The organism is Komagataeibacter kakiaceti JCM 25156, from assembly GCF_000613305.1.
Window position 1 is genome coordinate 1 of sequence record NZ_BAIO01000322.1, and the last position, 2,721, is coordinate 2,721.

A 2,721-nucleotide genomic window follows, 5' to 3' on the forward strand; every position below is an offset into this window, starting at 1 on the left:
CGCAGGCGGCGGTGGTGCTGGACCGCCCGCCCGGCACGCTCCGTCCCGGCCGGGGGGGTATCCATGACGCGACCCGCAACACGCGGACACAGCCATTGCTCACCTATGGGGATCTGGCCCGGCAGGCGCCGGACCTGTCAGCCCTGACGGCGGAATTCAGGGGGCAGGTGCCCTCCACGCCGTGGAAGAGCGCCAATGCCCGCTACCTGTTCTGCACCGGTGCCGTCATCTGTCAGGTCGCCATTGAACGGGCGACCGGCGTCGTGACGCTGGAAAAGGTCGAACTCCACTGCGCGGCGGGGCCGGTCATTGATGTGGCGGGCTATCTTGGCCAGCTTGAGGGGGGCTTGATGCAGGGGATGGGCTTCACCCTGATGGAGCATGTCCCGTACGGGCAGGGCAGGCCGCTCGCCCTCAACCTTGATGGCTACATGGTGCCAATGATGCCCGATACTCCGCAGGCTCTCGCCATCCATGCCTATGAGGCCATGGACAGCAACGATCCCGCTGGCGTGCGTGGCGTGGGCGAGCTTGGCATGGCGGCCCTTACCCCCGCCATGGCCAACGCCGTGGCGGCGGCCACGGGCCTGTGGCCGCATGCCGCCCCCTTCCGCCCCGAACAGATCATGCGTGCCCTGGGCACATGGATTGAGGAACACAGACAGTGAATGAACACCCGGTTATCCCGCCCGTGGCAGGCGCCTTCCTGCATCCCCGCCGTCATGACCTGCTGATCGGGGGTGAATGGCGCGCGCCGGTGGGCGGGGAATGGTTTGAAACACGTGATCCCGCCAGTGGCGCGGTTCTGGCTGAAGTCGCGTCCGGTACGGCGGCGGATATTGACGCGGCCGTCCAGGCGGCCCGCGCCGCGTTCACCGCCGGGCCATGGCATGCGATGACCGGCATGCAGCGCGGGCGCATCCTGTGGCGCATCGCCGATCTGATCGAACATTACCTGGAGGAACTGGCGGTACTGGAAACGCTGGATAACGGCAAGCCGCTGGCCGCCAGCCGCAGGGGGGACATTCCGGCTGCAGCGGGGCAGTTCCGCTATTACGCCGGGCTTGCCCCGCGTATCGAGGGCACGCACATTCCCACCAACATCGCCTACCAGCCCGCGGGCAGGCGCATGTTCGCCCATGCCCGGCGTGAGCCGATCGGGGTGGTCGGCGCCATCTGCCGTGGAATTCGCCCCTGGTCATGGCGGCGATGAAGCTTGCCCCGGCCCTTGCCGCGGGGTGCTGCGTGGTGCTCAAGCCCGCCGAGGAAACACCGCTTACGGCGCTCCGCCTGGGTGAGATCATGATGGAGCGGGTCTGCCCCCCGGCGTCGTCAATATCGTAACGGGCGACGGACCGGACGCGGGCGCTGCGCTGGCCAGCCACCCGGACGTGGACAAGATCAGCTTTACCGGATCAACCGAGGTCGGACGCCGGATCATCGCGGCGGCCATGCCGGATATGAAAAAGCTGACCCTGGAACTGGGGGGCAAGTCGCCCATGCTGGTCATGGCGGATGCGGATATGGGGCTGACCGTACCGGGGGTGGCGCGCGGCATCTTCGCCAATGCCGGGCAGGTCTGCGTGGCGGGTTCGCGTATCTATGTCCACCGGAGCCGGTATGACGAACTGGTGGCAGGATTGTGCCAGCAGGCGGCATCGATGCGGCTGGGGCACGGGCTGGAGGGCACGACCGATATCGGGCCGCTCATCAACACCACCCAGGCGGAACGTGTGGCGGAGTACATACGCGGTGGCGAGGCGGAGGGCGCGCAGGTGCTGGCAGGCGGCCAGCGCAGGGACGCCGCTTTTTTCGAGCCTACCGTCATCGCGGGCGCACGGCCGGAAATGCGGATCATGCGCGAGGAAATTTTCGGCCCCGTCGCCATGGTCACGCCCTTTGACACGTGGGAGGAGGCCATCACCGCCGCGAACGACACGCGCTACGGCCTGGCCGCCAGTGTGTGGACGCAGGATATATCGGTAACGGAACGTACGGTCTCGGCCATCCGCGCGGGCACGGTATGGGTGAACTGCCACAGCTATTTTTCCCCCGACCTGCCCAAGGGGGGGCGCGGACTGTCCGGCTGGGGTGTGGAAAACGGCGCGCAGGGGCTGGATAACTACATGGAATGGAAAACGGTATGCGCCGTGACATGACTGCCACCATGGAGGTCAACGGACGCACCTGCCCGGTCGCGCCCCTTTCCCCCGCGCTGGGGCCGGCACCCACCCTGCTTGACGTGCTGCGTGAGCAGGTGGGGGACATGAGCGTCAAGCCCGGTTGCCGTGTGGGGCGGTGCGGGGGCTGCATGGTCCTGCTGGATGGACAGGCCATAAACGCCTGCCTACTGCCGGCCTACAGGGCGGCAGGTCGCGCGGTCATTACCGCCGCCGGTATTGACCTCCTGCCAGAGGGCGCGATCGTGCGCGAGGAACTGGTGCAGGGTAACGCGTTCCAGTGCGGTTACTGCGCGCCGGGCTTTGTCATCGCCATTACCGCGCTGATGCGCGAGACGGGCGGCCATGCAGGCCGTGCGCAGATCCGCGCCGCCATGAGCGGCAATCTGTGCCGGTGCACGGGATATGCCTCCATCGAACGTGCCGTGCTGCGGATCGCCCGCCGCGTTGCCGCCATGCCCGCCGGGAGCTGACATTACGACTGCCGTCAAAGCCATGCAGGAGGATACAGGGTGACATCACACCATGACCGGTCCCGACG

The 2,721-nt window shown here is 67.3% G+C and carries 2 protein-coding genes and 1 pseudogene; all 3 read left to right on the forward strand.

Annotated elements, in window-relative coordinates; all coding sequences use genetic code 11:
• Positions 1-668, forward strand: a 668-nt coding sequence (locus JCM25156_RS24310; RefSeq protein WP_034959761.1) for a molybdopterin cofactor-binding domain-containing protein, incomplete at its 5' end; no start/stop codon positions are given.
• A gap of 89 nt (positions 669-757) precedes the next feature.
• Positions 758-2,159: pseudogene (locus JCM25156_RS31230) on the forward strand (aldehyde dehydrogenase family protein).
• Positions 2,156-2,653, forward strand: coding sequence for a (2Fe-2S)-binding protein (locus JCM25156_RS13065; protein ID WP_025813425.1), 498 nt, complete (start codon positions 2,156-2,158; stop codon positions 2,651-2,653). Before JCM25156_RS31230 ends, JCM25156_RS13065 begins: the two are co-directional and overlap by 4 nt.
• Positions 2,654-2,721: the final 68 nt, after the last annotated feature.

Coding starts and splice junctions, on each gene's coding strand:
- JCM25156_RS13065 (WP_025813425.1), top strand. CDS start 2,156: ATGACTGCCACCATGGAGGTCAACGGACGCACCTGCCCGGTCGCGCCC.